Source organism: Nannocystis bainbridge (assembly GCF_028368995.1).
Lineage (GTDB): Bacteria > Myxococcota_A > Polyangia > Nannocystales > Nannocystaceae > Nannocystis > Nannocystis bainbridge.
In genome coordinates, this window is sequence record NZ_JAQNDL010000001.1 from 3625368 (window position 1) to 3643499 (window position 18132).

Here is an 18132-nt window from a genome sequence, read left to right on the forward strand (position 1 = left end):
GACATGTCCTGAGAGACATGCTTCGCCCCGGCCGCGCGCGGCCGGGGCGACGCTCGTCCACCCGGGCCCGCGGGTCACCCTTCGTGCGGCCCGATCTCTTTCGCCCGCGACACGAAGATCGCGCCTTCGATCTTGACTCACGGCGGCTCGCGCGTCGGTCGCGTGCACCGCGGCCGGCGTCCGCCGTAGAGTGCCCGTCGTGGCCCTGCCCACACCGCCGCGGCGTCGCGCCCTCCTGTGGGCCGTCTCGTGCGTCGGCGCCGTCGTCCTCCTGTGGCTCGCCTCGCGCACGGTCCCGCTGTGGCCGGACGTCCTGCACCTCCCGCGGCCGGGGCTGCTGGCCCTCGCGGCCGCGCTGCACCTCCCCTACAGCCTGCTCCGCGCCGTGCGCCTGCGCTGGGCCTTGCCGCCTGGCGTCCCTGTCTCCCGGGACCTGCTCGTCGGCAGCGGCCTCGTGTCCTTCCTCGTCATCTTGTTGCTGCCGCTGCGGCTCGGCGAGCTGTCGCGCCCGCTGCTGCTCGCCCGCGCCGGCGTCCCTGGCCTCGGCCTGCCCGAGGCGATCGCCGCCATCGCCAGCGAGCGCCTGCTCGACGGCCTCCTCGTCGTCGGCATGCTGTTCCTCGGCCTCGGCCTCTCGACCGCCTTCAGCCCCGAGTTCGCCGCCCTCGTCGGCTCGGTCGAGCGGTTCGGCCTCGCCTCCGGCGTCGTCTTCGCCGGCTTGATGCTCGCGCTCGGCCTCCTCGCCTTCACCCCCCCGCGCCACCACGAGCGCCTCGGCGGCCTCGTGCGGCCCGTCCTCGGCGCCCGCCTCGGCGAGTTCGTGTTCCACCTCGCCGCCGCCTTGCGGCCGATCTTCACCAGCGCTCGCGGCCTGTTCCTGCTCGCCGCCTCGCTCGTCTACTGGGCGGTCACCCTCCTGCAGTTGTGGCTGGTGCTCCGGGCCTGCGGCATCGATCTCGGGGCCGGCGAGGCCGCCGTGATCGTCGCCATCGTCGGCCTCAGCATCCAGCTGCCCGGCGGACCGGCCCAGGTCGGCAGCTTTCAGTTCGGCGCCGCCCTGGCCTTGCAGCTCTTCATCGGCCCGGCCGATTTCGCCGGGCCCGGCGCCAGCTTCGGCGCCCTCATGTACCTGCTCGGCCTCCTCGGCGCCCTCCTGCTCGCCCTCCCCGGCCTCGCGCTCCTCGGCCGCGACCGGCGCCGGAGGCCGACCGATCCCTCGCCGGGCGGCCCTTCCGAACCCGGTCCGATCGCCTGACCCTCCGGTAATTCTCCCGCGGCCGGCCCCTCCGGGGGCTTTCGTGCCGCGGCGTCGGCTTTGGCCCCCGCGCCTGGCCGTTGCTGGACGGCCGCTCCCGCGGGTATGCTCCGCCGGCGCGGCGCCGCCCTGTGCGCCGCGCTGGAGAGTTCATGTCGCGCGACCTTCGTACGCTTCGCCAGTTGTTCCGCCCCGGTCTCTTGGGCCTGTTCGCCCTGACCCTCACCACCGCGGCGTGCGGCAAGAAGGGCGACACCACCGCTCCTGGCGAGAAGGGCATGTCGGTCGAAGAGGCCGACCGCAAGCGGGCCGACGCGCAGAAGGCCGCCAAGGCCGACACGCTGGTCGCGCTGGCCAACAAGGACCTCGCCAGCGGTCGTTGGTCCTCGGCGCGCGAGCGGGCCAAGCGGGCGCTCGAGTCCGAGTCGAAGAACGCCGACGCCTACGCGGTGCTCGGGGCGGCCAGCTGGCGCGCGGGTGACTACGCCGGCTCGACCAAGGCCTTCAAGGAGGCGCTCGAGCTCGACCGCAAGAACTTCGGCGCCGCCGTCGGCCTCGGCCGCAACTACCAGGCCGTCGGCGACCACAAGGCCGCGATCGAGCTGCAGGACACGATCCTCGCCGCCGACCAGAACCAGATCGACCCGCTGCTGATCAAGCTGTGGAGCTACTACGCCCAGCTCGACGCCGTCAACGCGGTCAAGACCCTCGACGCGGTCTTCAAGCTGATCGAGCCCGACAACCCGCTGCTGCCGCTGCTGCAGAGCCACGCCGCCTTCATGCGCCCGCTCGAGGGCAAGGGAGAGCTGGCCAAGGTCGACGGCGCCAAGGGCAGCTCCGACCTGCAGCTCGACCCGACCCAGGGCCTCAAGCACGCCGGCGCCACCGTCGGCAGCGAGTACACCCGCGTGCTCCTGCTCGAGCTGCGCGAGGAGGCCCGGATCCACAAGGCCTTCGCCGACCAGCTCAAGCTGAAGGAGGTCGCCAAGATCAAGACCTTCGGCAGCGACACCGAGACGAGCATCGTCATCATCCCCGAGGTCAAGTTCGGCGACCTCAAGATCACCAACATCCCGGCGATCGTCGACGACCTCTCGACCTTCGGCCTCGGCGAGACGCCCGGCGTCCTGCTCGGCCGCCAGGTCATGAGCAAGATCGGCGCGATCACCTTCGACTTCCCCAACGCCTCGCTCGAGCTGCAGAGCGCCGCGCCGACCGCCGCGCCCGCGGGCGCCACCGCGTCGCAGCTGCTCCTGCTCGACCTCCACCTGTTCCTCGTGCCCACCGTGCCCGTCACGCTCGAGGGCTCCGACGCCCAGTTCTACGCCTGGCTCGGCGGCTCCTACGGCACGGCCCTCACCGTCGCCAAGAAGAACTTCCTCAAGAGCGGCCACCTGCCGCGCGAGCTCGACCCGCTCGACGACCCCAACTCCGGCCTCAAGATGGTCTACATCGACCAGGCCAAGGTCGGTGAGCTCGGCGTCAAGGGCGTCGGCGGCCTCGTCCTCGCCAACACCCCGCCCGACGGCGGCCTCGCCCAGGTCGTCGAGCTCGGCGGCTTCGAGCTCGGCGGCTACGTCAACGTGCCGCTGCTCAAGAGCATGAAGGTCACCTACGCCCTGTCGCAGGGCCAGGTGTTCTTCGCCCCGAAGACCGCCGGCAAGTGACCCGCGGCGACGACCGTCGCCCGCACCCAGGAACGACTCCGCGGCCCGCCGCGGGGTCGTTCCTGCTTTCTCCGTCGCTCGCCGAGCCGTCGCTCGCCGAGCCGTCACTCGCCGAGGTGTCGCCCGCCGAGCCGTCACTCGCCGAGCCGTCGCTCGCCGAGCCGTCGCTCGCCGGCTCGCACCTCGCCGCTTCACTGCCTCGGCTCGCGCGACCGGCGAAGCAGCCTCGCTCGCGCGACCGGCGAAGCAGCCTCGCCTGCAGCGCCCTCCGCAAAGTCACGGCCGCGCCGCCTGGCGCACCCACGACCCGTGTGCACGGCGAGCCTCGCCCGCCCGCGCCGGCCGCAGCCAGGGGTCCGTGGCCGGCCGCTGGCGGCAGGACGGGCCGCCTCGCGCGCCCCCGCCCGCGCTTTTGGTCTATCGTGGCTCCGTGGCCGGATGGTTGGAGATCCGCCGGGGCCAGGCTCCCGTCACCAACGTCAACCTCGTCGGGCGTCGCGTCATCGTCGGCCGCTCCCCCGACTGTGACGTCGTCCTCAACACCACCTCGGTCTCGCGCCAGCACGCCGAGCTGATCTGCGACGACGCCGGCTGGCGCGTGCGCGACCTCGGCAGCCGCAACGGCACCGGCGTCAACGGCACCCGCGTCGCCGGCGAGCGCGGCCTGCAGAACTGCGACGTCCTCCGCATCGACGAGTTCGACCTCGTCTTCCACACCGGCCCGGCCCCGCTGCGGCCCGCCGCGCGCCCGCGCACCAGCGTCACCGACGGCGCCTTCGGCCCCGCGCGCACCTTGCAGGAGCTGGGCCCGCCCAAGGTCGACGCCTCGCACCTCTCGCGGCTGCTCGGCTTCAGCGCCGCCTTGCTGGCCGAAGGGGCAGCCGACCAGCGCATGTTCCAGCTGTGCGAGCTGCTGACCAGCGCGCATTTCCACGGCAACGCCGCAGTGGTCCTGCGGATCCTCCGCTCCGACGCCAGCGCCCCCGAGATTCTGTCCGGCCCGACCGGCCCCGGCGGCGAGCCGCCGATCAGCCGCTCGGTGATCAAGGCCGTGCTCGCCAGCGACGCCCCCGTGCTCGCCAGCTCCGGCCCCGCCGGCCCGAAGAACAACATGGTCCAGATGTCGGTCGTGTTCGGCGGCCAGGCCACCGCCGCCGTCGCTTGCCCGGTCGGCGGCGACGGCGAGCACCTCGACGTCCTCTACGTCATGCTGCCCGGCCAGTACGGCACCGCCGAGTGGCTCGCGCTCGCCTCGCTCGCCTCGGCCATGTTCCGCCAGGCCGAGGACGCCTGGACCGCGCGCGAGGCGGCCCAGCGCCAGGCCCTGCTCGAGGAGGAGCTGCGGCGCGCCGCCGCGATCCAGGCCCGACTTGTCCCTCGGGACATGTCCTCCGGGTCACTTCAGATCGGCTTCGGCTTCACCCCGTGCAAGGGCGTCGGCGGCGACTACGTCGACGCCCTGCCGACCCGCGACGGCCGCGTCCTCGTCACCGTCATGGACGTCGCCGGCAAGGGCATCGACGCCGCGCTGATCGCCTCCGGCCTGCACACCACCGTGCACCTGGCGGTCCGCCAGGGCATGTCCCTGCCCGACCTCGTCCACACCTTGAACCGCCAGCTGCTCGACACCTGGAGCGGCGAGACCTTCGTGACCCTCGCGGCCGCGCTGATCGACCCGCGCACCGGCGCGCTCGAGGCGGTCGGCTGCGGCCACCCGGCGCCGATGGTCGTCAGCCCGAACGGCATGATCCGCGAGCTCCGCCTGGCCGAGGGCATGCCGATCGGCCTCATCGACATCGAGCTCGAGCTCAGCACCGACCGCCTCCGCCCCGGCGAGCTGCTCCTCCTCTACTCCGACGGCCTGTCCGAGTGTTTTAATGAGGACGACAAGATCCTCGGCGTCGACGGCCTCACCGAGATGGTCGCCGACATCCGCCACGCCGCCGGCCGCAAGCCCGACCTCGAGTGGTTCGAGTCCCAGCTCAAGGACCGGCTGGCCCACCACCGCGGCCGCGCCCCCGCCTCCGACGACATCAGCTTCGCCCTCGCCCTGTTCGGCGCCTGAACCATCGAACATGTCGTTCGCGCCATGCGCGATCGGACATGCTTTCAAAGACATTCCCTTCGTGGAATATCCGAGCGCGTCCGGGCGCTCTCGCCCATGCCTGCGCGAGATCGCGCGCCCGTCCGCGATGGCGGGGTGACGATCGCCGCCCCGCCCTCTATCCTCGCGGCCGATGCCGCAAGCGAAGCAGAAGTCGAAGCAGAAGGCCAAGAAGTCCGCCGCCGCCAGGGCGACCGCGAAGGCCGACAAGCAGACGAAGAAGCCGAAGAAGAAGGCGAGCGACACCGGGCCCGCGAAGGCCAAGAAGGCCGCCAAGAAGCCCGCCGCCAAGGCCAAGAAGGCCGCCAAGACCGCTGCTCGCAAGCTCGCCAAGCGAGCCGAGAAGACCGACAAGAAGGCCAAGAAGACGGCCGACAAGGCCACCAAGAAGGCCAAGAAGACCGACGCCAAGGCCGCCAAGAAGGCGAACGCCAAGGCCGTCAAGAAGGCCGTCAAGAAGGCCACCAAGAAATCCGACGCCAAGGCCACCAAGAAGGCCGCCAAGAAATCCGACGTCAAGGCCACCAGGAAGGCCGCCAAGAAGTCCGACGCCAAGGCCACCAAGAAGGCCGCCAAGAAGTCCGCCGACAAGGCCAAGAAGCTCGACACCAAGGCCGCCAGGAAGTCCGACGCCAAGGCCAAGAAGACCGCCGGCAAGCCCGCCAAGCCCGCCAAGCGGCGCGCCGCGCCCGGCCCGGCCACGGACGCCGTGCTCGCCGCGCAGCGGTTCTACGCCCTCCCGGTCGACGCCGAGGCCTTTGCCGCCAGCGAAGAGGGCCTGACCCTTCAGACAGGTGACGACCTGGTCGCCGCTCACTTCGAGCGCAACTTCGGCTACTTCGGCGCCATCGACAAGACCCTGTCCGGCTTCTACGTGCTCGACGACGAGGGCGACAACTACTACCTCGCCGACCTGCGCGACAGCGGTCAGGTGTGGTGGCAGGATCACGAGACCCGCGAAGTCTCGCTCGCCTTCGCCAGCGTCGAGGACTACGCCGGCTACCGCGAGGCCAGGGCCGCCGCCAGTGACGACGAGGACGCCGACGACGACGAGATCGCCGACCGCTTCCGTCCGCGCAAGCTCAAGTCGACCGGCGAGCGCCGGCCCAGCACCGCCAAGCTGCTCGAGCGCTACCAGTGGCTCGTGTGGCTGTTCGCGCGCAGCCACGAGCTGCGCGGGCAGATCCTCGAGCAAGACGCGGACCTGGTGAACCGCGCCTACGGCCACCTGCGCGGCACCTTCGCCACCCGCGCCGCCGAGGCCAAGGCCTTCGCCGCCGAGCGCGGCCGCCTCGCCGACGACCCGCACCTCGGCATCTACTGGCTGCTCCACACCAGCGTGCTCGCCGACCACGCCCGCCGCGACGAGGTCGTCGCTGCTCTCGATGGCAGCGAGCACCCGCTCGTCCACGCCTTTGTCGCCGCCTTCGGCGCTCTCGCCCACGACGGCGACGTGCCCGCCGCTCCCGGTTTCCGCGTCCGTCGCTCGCGGCTGCTCTTCCTCACCGGCGGCGCCCTCACCAGCGAAGAGGTCGACCGCGAGCGCCTGACCGCCGCTCTGTTCGCCGACCCCGTCAATCACGGCTTCATCAAGGCCGAGCGTCTGGTCGACGCCGCCGCCGCCGCCGATGAGCTGCAGCAGCTCCACGACCTCGTCGCCGCCGGCCTGCCCGGGCCCGAGCTCGGCTGGCACAGCCTCGCCGCCTTGCTCGACGTGCGCGCCGGCGTCCAGGCCAGCCGCGCCGCCGATACTGTCCTCAAGGACATGAACGAAAGTACAGACGTCGACCTGCTGGCCGACGTGCTCGAGCTGCTGGCGCCGGTGGCGACCGACCGCGAGCAGGTGCGCGCGCTGATCGACAGCGTGCTCGCGCGCGACCCGTTCCACTGGGGCGTGCTGGAGGTCGGCAAGGTCGCCGCCGAGCGCGACCTCGAGGTCGCGCGCGCCGAGCAGTTCATCGCCCGCATCGCCCCGCTCGCCGAGGTGCGGCCGCTCCTGCTCGAGATCTTCAGCGAAGACGACGACGAGCGCGGGGCCGCCCTCAAGCGGCTGCGCGAGCTCCCGCCGGCGCAGCAGCACCTGCTCGCCCGCCGCCTGCTCGTCATGGCCAGCCAGATCGCCGGCGACGCCCTCGCGGTCGCCGTCGATGTCCTGCTCGGCGCCGGCGACCCCGACGCCCTCGCCGAGCTCGCGCGCACCGTCGAGGGGTTGCAGGACCCGTCGCAGTTCGCCGAGCAGCTCGTCGAATTGCGCGAGGCCGGCATCGTCGACCTCGCCGACCCGCTGCTGCCGATCGTCCAGGGCCTGCTCCTGCGGCCCGAGAGCGACGGGTTCATGGCCGACCACTGGAAAGAGGCGCTGGTCGAGAAGCTGGCGCCGGTCGCCCACGAGCCGGTCGTGTTCGACTGGTTGCTGGCCGCGCTCGAAGAGGACAGCCGGCACAGCCTGCGCGACGACATCCTCTCCAAGCTGTTCATCGCCTACAACGACAACCAGGTCGTCGCTCGCCTGTCCGAGGCGCAGGCCTCCCGCCTGATCCGCCTGGCCGCGCGCCTCGGCGTCAAGCCGGCCGACGCCGACGCGCACGAAGACGGCGTGTTCCCGGCGATCCACGTCTACCACGCCGCCGGTCGGGTCCTGTTCTACTTCGACAACCCGGGCGGCTTGCCGGCGATCGCCGAGGTCCTCGCGCAGGCGACCGACGTCGAGCTGCTGAGCAACCTCTACAGCGCGCTCGCCCACATCAAGACCGAGGACTCGCTGGGGCTCCTGCGCTCGCGCCTGTTCGTCGAGCAGCGGCAGGTCTGGAACCTCTGCAACGCCGTCGCCGAGACCTTCGACGACGAGGGCCACGCCGAGGTCATGGCCGAGCTCGAGCGGACCCGCAGCGACCACGGGGCCAACAGCTACGCGGTGGTGTTCATCGACTTCGCCAACGACACCAAGAAGAAGCCGCACACCTACGTCGCCCAGCTCGCGCGGGCCGTGCTCGGCTGGCCGGAGCCGACCGATCCGCGGGCCCGCGGCCAGCGCAAGTTCGTGCTGATGCACGCCGTCCGGCTCGGGCTCGAGAGCGCCGACCACGAGCTCGTGCGCCTGGCCCACCCCGCCGCGCTGGCGATCGCCGAGCCGCCGTTCTCCAACCTCGCCGAGCTCCACTACGAGAACGCCACCGAGGACCCGTGGGGGTCGCTCAAGGCCAGGGATCGCAAGCTGCTGGATCGCGTGCTGGCCGGCGAAGTCGCCGGGCCGCGCAAGCTCGACGAGCCCGTGAAGAAGATCGACGACGACACCCTCGCCGAGCTGGCCGGCGTGCCCGTCGACCGCCGCTTCCTCACCACCCCGGACGGCGAGGTGTGGTTCTTCGACAAGCAGGACCGCCTGCACGTGTTCGACGGCCAGGAGGTCCGCGCCCCGAGCTTCACCGTCGTCCGCCCCGAAGATCTCGGGGCCTTCCTCGCCGGCGTCGAGCGCTGCGACGGCCACGTCGTCCAGTGGAACAGCGCGGCCGGGGAGTTCCGCGACATCGCCCGCTACGGCGATCGCGTGCTGATCTTCGAGGGCGTCAACAACGGCCCCTTCACCGCCACCGGCCTGATCGCCGCGGGGGCCGGGGCCGCCGACGTGCTGTACCACAAGCTCGTCGATCACCTGGCCAAGGACTGGTTCGTCGCCGACGCCTGGTACGTCCCGGGCCTCGGCGGCGTCCAGCGCACCTTCTACGCCCCGCTCCCCGGCGGCAAGTACAACGACGAGCGCGACCGCCTGCACGAGCTCGAGGGCACGCCCGCGGCGCTGGCCGACGCCGAGGCCAGGGCGCTGGCGCTGATGCAGCGCCCCGGCGCCCGCGTGGCCTGCATCGAGTGGATGGACGACCTGCGCCGGCGCTCCGACATGGGCCTGCTCGAGTACTTCTCGGACCGCGCCCGCGACGACGAGAAGTCGCCGCGCTGGCACCTCGAGGCGTTCGCCGAGTTCGAGCAATTGCTGAACGAGTGGGACTGGGCGTCAACCGTACCTGGCCTTTCGGTCAGCCACGGCGCGCCGCCCGACGACGACGCGATCGCCCGCTTCGCCGCCGCCGCCGGCGCCGAGGTGCCGGAGAAGCTGCGCGACGCCTGGGCCCACGGCCCGCTGGCGTGGCAGATCGGCGAGCAGGGCCTGGCCTTGCTCGGGCCCGACGAGGCGCTCGCGCGCGGCCCGGCGCTCGCCGCCGCCGCCGAGGGCATCGCCGCCCAGCTGCCGCCGGCCGACGCCGAGGCCCTGCGCAAATTCATGGCCGGCGCGCAGGTGGTGATCGAGGACGCGCAGCAGCGGCCGGTGGTGCTGTTCGTGCCGAAATCGCCGCAGCGCGGCGACGGGCGGGTGTTCGTCGAGTACGACGTCGCCGGCCCGCCCGAGGACCTGTGGTTCGAGGGCTCGTTCGAGTGGTTCATCGCCGAGTCGCTGGGCCGCCCGTTCGTCAAGGCGCTCGGCGAGGCCTGCCCCGAGCTGCTCGGGCTGCCGTACGGGGCGCGCCGCCACGAGGGCGTGGTCCGCCGCCGCTACGTGCAGGGCGGCAAGTTCTGGGAGGTGGTGTTCGACCCCGAGGCCGGATTCGTGCTGACCCGCTCCGGCAAGGCCGGCGCGGCCGGCAGCCACACGCTGCGCCGCTTCACCAGCCCCGAGCAGGCGCAGGCGAACTTCGAGAAGCAGGTCAAGGGCAGGACCCGCGACGGCTGGCGCCTCGCGACCTGAAGGCCCGCGCGGGCGCGCCAGCCGGCGCGCCCGCGATCGCCATGCTTTGCAGACATGTCCTTCAGAGCATGCTCCAATGAGCATGTCTTATGTGACATGTTATTCAGGACATGATTCCATGAACATGCCCGCCTGGGCACGTCACTCTCTATAAAAGATAGAGAGCGTTCAGTGCGCGGCTTCCCACGCGTCGAGCTGCCCCAGCCCGCGCAGGCCGGCCGCCCCCGCGCGCTGCAGCGACTCGCGGGCCGCCCTCGCCGCCTCGGCCGCCTCGGTCGCGGCTCCGGTCGCGCGCAGCGCCTGGGCCCGCGCCAGGTGCATCATCCCCAGGTCGCCGGGATCGGGGGTCGAGGCGGCCACGTTCTTGAGCGCGCGGTCGACCCGCCGCAGCGCCGCCGCCGGGTCCTTCTCGAGCAGGTCGACCTGCGCCTGGCCCAAAAGACAGAGCCCGAGGTCGGGGTGGTCGGGGCCGAGAGCGCTCTCGCGGATCTCGCAACCCCGCACGTACGCGACGCGGGCGCCCGGGTAGTCGGCGAGGTCGCGCCTGGTGTCGCCGATGAACGTAAACACCCCCGCGAGCGCCACGTGCCCGGGGGGCAATGTCTCCTCGAGGTGCTGCTGCGCGGCCATCAGCTCGACCAGCCCCTCGGCTGGCTTTCCGGACAGCTGCAGCATCCCGCCGATGTTCTGCCGGATCAGCCCGACGTTCGGGTCCTTCGGGTTGATCGCCTCGAGGATGGCCCGCGACCGCTGCAGCGCCGCGATCGCCTCCGCGTGGCGGTTCTGCCGCTCGAGCGCCAGCGCCAGGTTGTTCAGCGGGTTGGCCAGGTCGGGGTGCCCCGCGCCGTGGGCCTGCTCGTCGAGCGCGACCGCCCGCTCGAACAGCTGCTGCGCCTCGCGGTAATGGCCGCCGCGCAGCTTCGACGCGCCGAGCACGTTGACCAGGTTGACCAGGCGCGGGTGCTCGGGGCCGTAGACCTTCTCGTACAGCGCAATCGCCTCGCTCACCGGCGCCTCGGCGCCGGCGTTGTCGCCGGCGGCGATCGCGATCATGCCGACTTGATGCAGCCACTGCGCGCGCTCGCGGTCGGGCTGGCCGCGGCGACGCAGCAGCGCCTCGGCGTGGTCGACCCACGGCTGGGCCTCGGCCTTGCGCCCGAGCTTGTAGCCGACCACGAACATCTGGCTCAGCAGCCCATCCCACAGCGTCTCGTCGTCGCGGTCGGCCACCGCCTGCCAGATCGCCGCCGCCTCGGTCGTGCGCGCCAGCTCGTCGTTGCCCGCCTCGCGCTGCGCCCGCGCCAGCGCGTGGCGGGCCGCCGCCGTCAGGCTCGGATCGTCGAGCGCGAGCGCCTCGGTCGCCGTCGCCTCGAGCTCGGCCAGCGCGTCCTTGCTCTTGCCCGCGTTCACCTTGGCCCGCGCCGCCCGCAGCCGCTCGCGCAGCGCCTCGCTGCGGGCCGGGTCGGCGACCGGGCGCGAGGCCAGGGCCCCGCTGCGCAGCGCCTCGGCGTCGGCGCAGCCCTGCAGCCCCGGCAGCCCCGCCACCGCCTCCGCGGCCCGCTTCACCACCTGCTTGTCGGCCTGGCCCAGCAACTCGAGCAGCGCGTCGAGGTCGCGCAGCCGGTGCTGCAGGCAGGCCATGCGCAGGTCCATCAGCTCGGCCGACTGCTCGCCGCGCACCTGCGTCGAAGCACATGTCTCTTCGTACATGTCCTTCCATTCCTGCGCGTAGCGATCGATCTGCGGCGCCGCCCCGGCCCACGCCCCGGCCGCGTAGGGCAGCCCGGTGGCCGCGAACGCCGCCTCGACCGTCGCCCGCCGCTCCGCGGGCCACACCGCGCCGACGCGCTCGGCCCCGCCGCCGCACACGCCCGGCCCGGTCATCGCCAGCGCCGTGCCGCCGGCCACCGCCGCCGCCAGCAGGGTCCCGCCGAGGGCCAGCCAGCGCCGCTGCCGGCGGACCCGCCCGGCCTGCAACTCGGCCAGCAGCGCGTCCATGCGCGGGTACCTGGCCTCTCGGTCAGGTTGCAGCCCGCGCAGGCAGATCCGGTGGAGCCACCCGGGCACCTCGCTGCCGCGCGGCGGCGGCTCGCGCTGGCCGCTGCGGGCCCTCGCGGCCAGCTCCTCGATCGTCGAGCCGGCGAACGGGCGCTTGCCGTACAGCGCCTCGAACAGGGCCACGCAGAAGCTGAACTGGTCGGTGCGCGCGTCGACGGCCACGCCGGCGTGCTGCTCGGGCGACATGTACGCCGGCGTGCCGACGATCGCCCCGTAGCGGGTGATCTGGGTGTCGAGCGCGCTCGCGCCGGCGGCCTCGATCGCGTCCGCCGGCGCCTCGGGATCCTCGTCGCGGCGGGCCAGCCCGAAGTCGGCCACCTGCGCCCGCAGCCGACCGGTCGCGGCGTCGGTGCTGAGCAGCACGTTGTCGGGCTTGAAGTCGCGGTGGATCAGCCCGACCGCGTGCGCCGCCGCCAGCCCGGCGCCGGCCTGCGCGAACAGATCGACGACCTCCGGCCACGGCCGGCGCGTGGCGATCCACGCCCGCAGGTCGGTGCCCTCGACCAGGTCCATGGCGATGAAGACCTGGTCGTCGCGGTGCGCCCCGACGTCGAACACCGGCACCACGTTGGGGTGCGACAGCTTGGCCATCGCCTGCGCCTCGCGGATCATCCGCGTGCGCGCCTCGCCGACGGCCGTGCCGTGCAGCAGCTTGATCGCCACGGTGCGGTCGAGGTCGGGGTCGTGGGCCTTGAAGACCGTGCCCATCCCGCCGGACCCGAGCTGCCCGAGGATGACGTAGCGGCCCAGCGTGGACGCGGGCGCCTGCGCCTCGCCGCCCGCGGGCAGGCTCGCGGTGGTGCGCTCGACGTCGACCGCGGTGCGCCCCCGCTCGAGGCTGTCGGGGCGCACCACCGTCTCCTCGACAGAGAACCGTCGGCCCGACGCGGGCGCGGTGGTCTGCTCGAGCGCGTCCGTCGCCTGACTCTCGGGCCATGTCTTCTTGGACATCTTCTTTTAAAAGGGGGGGCGCCCGCCCACCGCCTCTCTCGGCCCATCATCGGTCATGCCGGCCGCCCGGCCAACCTCGGCCGCGCCCCGGCGCCACCGGCGCGCGCGGCTCGCTTCCGCGCCCGCACGCGATCGCCTCCGCGCACGCACGCACCGCGAGCGCCGCTCTCTCGGGGAGTCGCGCCCGCAAGGCCCATCACCGCCAGCTCGCGGATCGTCGACAACTCGCGCGCCGGCGCCTCGCGGGCCCGTCGCTCCCGAAACGCGGGTGCTCCGGCGGCCTCCCATGCCCCGGCGAGACAGGCCGATAGGCTCGACTCACGGTTCAGCTTGCTGGGCGATCGTCAGCTCGGTCTGTGCCTCGAGCTCGCCGAAGGTCCGGTGGTGGACGATGCGGCAGCGCTGGACCACGCCGACGAGCTGGTACTTTGGCTTCGCCCGGGCATCGATCCCTGGACCGACCGCGAGCGGCTTGCCCGCCTGCTTCTCGCCGGAGGTGCCGGTGAGCTTGTCGGAGACGTACTCGACCCCGGTGACGAGGTCGATGATCTGGGGCTCGTGCTCGAGGACCGCCATCTTCCCGCCGAAGATTCCGCCCTGCATGCACTCGTACCAGACGACCTGGACGCGATGGCCCACGGGCACCGGCGCGTGAAACAGGACAGCGATCTTCTGCATTCGCCGAGGATAGCCGCGACGTGACCGGCCGCCCAGCGGGCTCCGCTGCAGTCGCCGCGCGGGGAGTTCACCGCGACGTGCGAGGATGCGCGGCGACGAGGGCTTGCAATCGCATGCCTCCCGCCAGCTGGACATCGCTCGCGTATGCCGCCTGGACGCACGGAATCGGCCCGATGCTCGGCGCGTCCGGTCATCCGTGCGCTCCGCTTGCGCGGTCGTCGAAATACCTGTCCTTTCGGACATCTGACTCCGCGCGCCGGGGTCATGTTTGCGATCGTCGGTGTTCGCCTCGGGGCCGGGAGCAGCGAGCCTCCGAGCTCATGCCGCACGAAGCCTGCCGCTCGGGGACTTCACGCTGGCCGGGCCTGCGCCCTGGCGTACAATGCCCGCGCATGCAGCCGGTCGTCGGAGGGTTCACCAGCGAGGCCGGGCGCGCCGCCTTCATGCGCGCCCACGACGAGGCCATGCGGTGCCTGCCCGCGCCCGAGGCCAGCTTCGAGGTCGCCACCAGCTTCGGCACCGTGCGCGCCTGGCGGTTCGCCGGGCCGGGCGACACCCCGCTCGTGCTGCTGCCGGGCAAGGCCTCGAGCACCCCGCTGTGGGCCGGCAACCTGCCGGGCCTGCAGGCGCTCGCCCCGGTCGTCGCCCTCGACCTGCTCGGCGAGCCGGGCCGTTCGGTGCAGACGCGACCGATCACCACCGCCTCCGAGCAGGCCCAGTGGCTCGACGAGGCGCTGGCCGGCCTCGGCATCGCCCGCGCGCACGTGCTCGGGGTCTCGTTCGGCGGCTGGTCGGCGGTCAACCTGGCGATCCACCGCCCGCAGCGGGTCGCCTCGGTGATCGCCCTCGACCCCGCGCTCACGTTCGGGCCGATCGGCGCCAAGGTGGTGCTGTTCTCGGTGCTGGCCCTGCCGTTCATGCCCCGGCGCGTGCGGAGCTTCGCGCTGTCGTGGATCGCCGGCGGCGCGCGGACGGCCGAAGACAGCGCCGAGGGCCGCCTCATCGAGGTCGGCATGCGCGTTTACAAGTCGCGCCTGCCGATGCCCACCTATCCGACCGACGCCTCGCTGCGATCGGTGACCGTGCCCGCGCTGGTCGTGATCGCCGGACGCAGCATCATTCACGATCCGCCGCGCGCCGCCGCCCGCGCCCGTCTGCTCCCGCGGGCGCAGGTCGAGCTGTGGCCCGACGCCTCGCACGCGCTCACCGGCGAGTATCCTGAACGCATCGCCCTGGCCGTCGCTGGCTTTCTCGCCCGACAGTCGGCCGGCGCGCCGTGACGAACACGGCCAATTCGCCGGCGTACGGCGGCGGCGAGGCCGGCGAATGTCACGAGGCGCGAATACGACGAGCGCCGCGACGCCGACGTCCTCGGCCGCGAGCATCCACGATAGTGAATCACGGCACCGCGTTGTCGTGGCTGGCGGCGCTTGATACGGTGATGGTGCTTTGGACTGGACCGCCTCTGTTCTCGTGTTCGCGCTCGCGGGCGCCGCCCCGACGGTGAAGGACAGCGGCCAGACGGCGCCGGGGACGGAGGTCGTGCGGGTCAAGCGGGACTTCGGCAAGCCGCACTTCGACCTGGCGATCGACGCGTGGGTGTCGGCCGACGCGACGCGGCTCGACGAGGCCCGGCTGTGGTGGGTCAACACGGCCGAGCAGGACCGGCGCAAGCCGCTCGGGCCGATGGTCGAGCGCATGGTCAAGCTGCGCTACCACCGGGCCTCGAGCCGCTCGCTGACGGTCACGGTCACCGGCGACGACAAGGAGTTCGCGTTCGTGCTCGAGCTGGCCGAGTCGGGCCAGCTGCACGCGTTCGTCGCCATCGACACCGAGCAGGGCCGCCACGTCCCGCGCTGCCGCCTCAGCACGGCCCACCTGATCGCCCACCGCGTGCTCGGCATGCCGGTCGGCCTCGCCCGCGTCAACGTCACCTGCAGCGACGCCGGCGGCGCGGTCCACAAGGGCACCGTCCGCCACCGCGAAGTCAGCTGACGGCGAAGTTTCTTTGGCAGGATGAACGACATGCCCGTTCGGGCATGTCGTTTGGAGCATGCTCTTCGGAGCATGCTCATAAGGACGTGCGAATCATAGGCCGCGCTCGGCCATGTCGCTACGGGTTCACCGGCTCGCGTCGCGTGACGCAGAACCACGACTGCCGCGCTCTAACCTGTCCTTTCGAACATGCCGGCGAATCGGCCCGGCTGCGCTCGGACCTGTGCTTTCGAGCATGCCCGCGACCTGGCCCGGCCGCGCTCGGACCTGTGCTTTCGGGCATTCGCGCGACGACGAGCGACCGGCCTCGTGCGCGGTCGTGCTCGCCGCGAGCCCTTTGACACCCTTCTGCGCCCGCTGCGGCGCCGGCCCCGGGGAATCTAAGTCATGCGTTTGACTTAATCAGTCGCACGACTTAGACCTGCCGATGCAGAGGTTTTCATGAGCATCGACAGCAGCAGCAGCAGCAACGAGCCGGTCTTGGACTATCCCCTCCCTTTGCCCAGCGCCCTCGAGCCGCCCGCGGAGTGGGCCAAGTTGCGGGCGGGCTGCCCGATCGCCCACGTGCGGCTGCCCAGCGGTGACAGCGCGGTGCTGCTGACCCGCTACCAGGACGTGCGCCAGGTGCTGGCCGACCCGCGGTTCACGCGCCAGCTCGGCAAGGAGGGCGCTGCGCGGATCTCCGAGGAGCCGGGCGGCGTGTTCGAGAGCCAGGAGGCGGCCTCGCTGACCGAGGGGCACGAGCGCTGGCGGCGGCTGCTGGCCAAGTCGTTCACCGCCAAGCGGGTGTCGGCGATGCAGCCGCGGATCGAGGCGATGGCCGATCAGCTGATCGACGAGATGGTGCAGCAGGGCGCGCCCGCCGACCTGATGGCGGCGCTGGCGTTCCCGTTGCCGGTGTGGGTGATCTGCGAGCTGCTGGGGATCCCCAGCATCGACCGCGACAAGCTGGCCCACTGGTCCAACGCGATGCTCAACCTGTCGCAGTTCACGCGCCAGGAGATGGAGGCGGCCCAGGCCGAGTTCTCGGCGTACATGTCGATGCACATCGCCGCCAAGCGGGCCGCGCCGGGCGAGGACCTGCTGAGCGAGCTGGTCGCGGCGGTCGACGAGGGCCACCCGCTGACCGAGCTCGAGCTGATGATGATCGGCCAGGGCATCCTGGTCGCCGGCCACGAGACGACCTCGAACACGATCGCCAAGATGATGGGGATGCTGCTCGGCGACCGCGAGCGCTGGGAGCTGCTGGTCGCCGACCCGTCGCTGGTCCGCACGACGGTCGAGGAGGCGCTGCGCTTCGACGCCAACGCCGGCTTCGGGCTGCCCCGCTTCATCACCGAGGAGCTCGAGGTGGCGGGCCAGACGCTGCCGCCCGGGACGACGGTGATCTGCAGCATGGCGGCGGCCAACCGCGACGAGCAGGCGTTCGAGCGCGCCGACACGATGGACCTGCGCCGCTCGCCCAACGCCCACCTCACGTTCGGCGCCGGGCCGTACTCGTGCGTCGGCCAGGCGCTGGCGCGGACCGAGCTGCAGACGGTGCTGAACGCGCTGCTGCGCCGTCTGCCGACGCTGGCGCTGGCGGTCCCGGCCAGCGACCTGGCCCGCCGCGAGGGCCTGCTGATCGGCGGACTCGAGCGGGTTCCAGTACGCTGGTGACCCATGGCCGGACCACGCACGAGGCAAGCCCACGCCACCGAGACCCGCGAGCTCATCCTTTCGACGGCGGAGCGCCTGTTCGCCGAACAAGGCGTGGCCGCGGTCTCGAACCGACAGATCAGCGAAGCGGCCGGCCAGGCCAACAACTTCGCCGTGGGCTACCACTTCGGCACCAAGACCGACCTCGTGCTGGCGATCGTCCGCCGCGATTCACCGTCGATCGAGCGGCGACGCATGGAGATGCTGGCCGGCCTCCGCGGCTCGCAGACGCTGCGCGACTGGCTGGCCTGCCTGGTCCTGCCGCTCACCGAACACATCGCGTCGCTCGGCTCGCCGAGCTGGTACGCGCGCTTCATCGCCCAGGCGACGACGGACCCGGCGCTGCGCCAGCTGGTGATCGCGGAGACGGCGGTGTCGCCGTCGATGCGCGCGGTCACGGAGGGGCTGGAGCGGCTGCTGCCAGTGCTGCCGGCGGACGTGGCAGCAGAGCGCGGCGACATGAGCCGCCACCTGATCGTGCACGTGTGCGCGGAGCGCGAGCGAGCGCTCCAAGAAGGGGCGACGACGCCGCGCGCGACGTGGGAAGGCGCAGCCGCGGGCCTCATCGATGCGCTGGCAGGGCTGTGGCAAGCGCCGTTCACACCGACCGATTGAAACTGCTTCACCCGAATTTCAAAGAATCGAAGGAGAGCCGACCATGCGCGTGATTGTCGATCTTGAAAAATGCTGCGGGGCGGGCCAGTGCTGCTTGCTGGCGCCGCGAGTGTTCGATCAACAGGACGACGGGATGGTGATCTTGCTGGACCCGTCGCCGCCGGCAGAGCTGCACGCGGCGGTGCGCGAGGCGGCTTGCGTGTGCCCGGGAGCGGCGATCGCCGTCGAGGGGTGAGCCATTAATTAAAATCGGTGCACCGCGAGAGCCGGGGCTCTGCTTCGCGGTGGCTGGGGGCTCTGCTCGCACGTCGGGGCGATTCGCTCACGGAAGCATGGGGAGCGTCTGGCGGGCGGCTCGGGTTCACGGGGTGTT

The 18132-nt window shown here is 72.2% G+C and carries 11 protein-coding genes; 9 read left to right on the forward strand and 2 right to left on the reverse strand.

Features of this window, described 5'->3' with window-relative positions; translation table 11 throughout:
- Positions 1-199: 199 nt before the first annotated feature.
- The 4 genes from POL25_RS14190 (at position 200) to POL25_RS14205 (ending at position 9764) form a co-directional block, all read left to right on the forward strand.
- Positions 200-1255 carry a lysylphosphatidylglycerol synthase domain-containing protein gene (locus POL25_RS14190; protein WP_272086532.1) on the forward strand — a complete coding sequence of 352 codons (1056 nt, stop codon included), beginning with the start codon at positions 200-202 and terminating at the stop codon, positions 1253-1255.
- Between the two features lie 182 nt (positions 1256-1437).
- Positions 1438-2922: a tetratricopeptide repeat protein gene (locus POL25_RS14195; protein WP_272086533.1), complete on the forward strand. Its 1485-nt coding sequence runs from the start codon at positions 1438-1440 to the stop codon at positions 2920-2922.
- Between the two features lie 430 nt (positions 2923-3352).
- Complete coding sequence (locus POL25_RS14200) at positions 3353-4987, forward strand: SpoIIE family protein phosphatase (RefSeq protein WP_272086534.1); 1635 nt, start codon at positions 3353-3355, stop codon at positions 4985-4987.
- A gap of 172 nt (positions 4988-5159) precedes the next feature.
- The gene (locus POL25_RS14205; RefSeq protein WP_272086535.1) at positions 5160-9764 is read left to right on the forward strand and encodes a WGR domain-containing protein; all 4605 of its coding nucleotides are present in this window, start codon (positions 5160-5162) and stop codon (positions 9762-9764) included.
- A gap of 168 nt (positions 9765-9932) precedes the next feature.
- Here POL25_RS14205 and POL25_RS14210 read toward each other — a convergent pair whose 3' ends face one another.
- Positions 9933-12773 carry a serine/threonine-protein kinase gene (locus POL25_RS14210; protein ID WP_272086536.1) on the reverse strand — a complete coding sequence of 947 codons (2841 nt, stop codon included), beginning with the start codon at positions 12771-12773 and terminating at the stop codon, positions 9933-9935.
- Between the two features lie 318 nt (positions 12774-13091).
- On the reverse strand, positions 13092-13451 hold the full coding sequence (locus POL25_RS14215; RefSeq protein ID WP_272086537.1) for a hypothetical protein: 360 nt from the start codon (positions 13449-13451) through the stop codon (positions 13092-13094).
- Positions 13452-13843: 392 nt separating this feature from the next.
- On the opposite strand from POL25_RS14215, the gene POL25_RS14220 reads away from it, so the two are divergent.
- The 5 genes from POL25_RS14220 (at position 13844) to POL25_RS14240 (ending at position 17994) form a co-directional block, all read left to right on the forward strand.
- On the forward strand, positions 13844-14731 hold the full coding sequence (locus POL25_RS14220) for an alpha/beta fold hydrolase (RefSeq protein ID WP_272086538.1): 888 nt from the start codon (positions 13844-13846) through the stop codon (positions 14729-14731).
- 169 nt (positions 14732-14900) lie between these two features.
- A complete protein-coding gene (locus tag POL25_RS14225) occupies positions 14901-15446 on the forward strand; it encodes a hypothetical protein (RefSeq protein WP_272086539.1) in 546 nt (181 codons plus the stop codon).
- A 441-nt stretch (positions 15447-15887) separates the two neighbouring features.
- Positions 15888-17105: a cytochrome P450 gene (locus tag POL25_RS14230; RefSeq protein ID WP_272086540.1), complete on the forward strand. Its 1218-nt coding sequence runs from the start codon at positions 15888-15890 to the stop codon at positions 17103-17105.
- A 3-nt stretch (positions 17106-17108) separates the two neighbouring features.
- Positions 17109-17759, forward strand: coding sequence for a TetR/AcrR family transcriptional regulator (locus POL25_RS14235; RefSeq protein WP_272086541.1), 651 nt, complete (start codon positions 17109-17111; stop codon positions 17757-17759).
- Positions 17760-17802: 43 nt separating this feature from the next.
- A complete protein-coding gene (locus tag POL25_RS14240) occupies positions 17803-17994 on the forward strand; it encodes a ferredoxin (protein ID WP_272086542.1) in 192 nt (63 codons plus the stop codon).
- Positions 17995-18132 lie beyond the last annotated feature (138 nt).